Origin of the sequence: Methylobacterium tarhaniae (assembly GCF_001043955.1) — a bacterium.
GTDB classification, from domain to species: Bacteria; Pseudomonadota; Alphaproteobacteria; order Rhizobiales; family Beijerinckiaceae; genus Methylobacterium; species Methylobacterium tarhaniae.
Genome location: NZ_LABZ01000371.1, coordinates 1 through 1,137 on the forward strand (window position 1 = coordinate 1; position 1,137 = coordinate 1,137).

Here is a 1,137-nt window from a genome sequence, read left to right on the forward strand (position 1 = left end):
CCGCTCATAACGGTCTGGTTGCAGGTTCGAGTCCTGCCGGGCCCACCATCCCTCCCTCTCTGTGGAGCGATAGACCGCCCCCTTCCCCGAAATATACGGGGACAGTTATGGGGACGAGAAACGCGCCAAAACCCCGCCCGAAATGCCATCCGGCGGAGTGGTCGGCGACGCGGGATCGGGGCTCGCGGCCCCTTCCGGAACGGTCACGGATCCACCGTCTCACCCCGCGTTGACAACTCCAAGCGCGTTGGGTCACGGCACCCTGCGTTCTGAGGAACGTTCACTCGATCCCGAGTTCCGCGAGAAGTTCGGCCCGGATTGCAGTAGATGATTCGGCTCTGCTCCCGCCAAACACCGACAACGATGAAGCAGGACGGCGATTTCTCATGGAAATCCTTGAGCGAAGACGCAAACGATCGCTGCGTACCGGCCGATAAGCAGTAAAAATCCTCAAGGAGGATGAACTTGGCGAACTTAATCGCCTGCGGGGCGGCGATGATGTCGTCGACGTCGTCGAGATCGATCTCCAGTCGCTTGGTGCTGCCGACGGTCAACACCGCGATGATGTCGCTGCATCTGGCCGAGATCAGCCAGCAGGTCGCCGAGGGCGCGCACGCGATCCTGGTTCTGGACGGCGCCGGCTATCACGGCACAGCCAAGACACGCCGCCCGCGCGGCCTGGTGGTGCCGGACACCATCACGTTGCTGCATCTGCCGGCATCGTCTCCCGAGTTGAACCCGATGGAACTGGTCTGGCAGTCCCTGCGCCAGAACACGCTCGCCAATCGGGTGTTCCGCGACGACCGGCAGATCGTCAACGCCTGCTGCGACGCTTGGAACTTCTTTGCCAACGATCCAGACCTCGTCGCGTCCATCACCTCGCGTCATTGGGCACAGGTCAAACTCCGGGGCCGTTGGTATTGAGCCCGTAGAGCCTGTTTCCATCTAGCGCGGGCCGAGCACGGCCGAGCATGACACTCGGCATCCCGGATCCTCGCCCACATCCGCCGGTGGAATCGTCTCGGGATCCCGAAACCTCGGCTCGCGTCAATCCTCCGGGATCTCGCCCGGCGGCAGCAGGTCGGGGCCGGGCGAGGCCTCCTGCCGGCGTGGCGGGGCGGCGGGAGCGGCCGGGGC

The 1,137-nt window shown here is 64.4% G+C and carries 1 protein-coding gene; it reads left to right on the plus strand.

The genetic code is table 11. The features are described from left to right. The first annotated feature begins 465 nt into the window (after positions 1-465). The gene (locus VQ03_RS34880) at positions 466-924 is read left to right on the plus strand and encodes a transposase (protein ID WP_167376149.1); all 459 of its coding nucleotides are present in this window, start codon (positions 466-468) and stop codon (positions 922-924) included. The last annotated feature ends 213 nt before the right edge of the window (positions 925-1,137 follow it).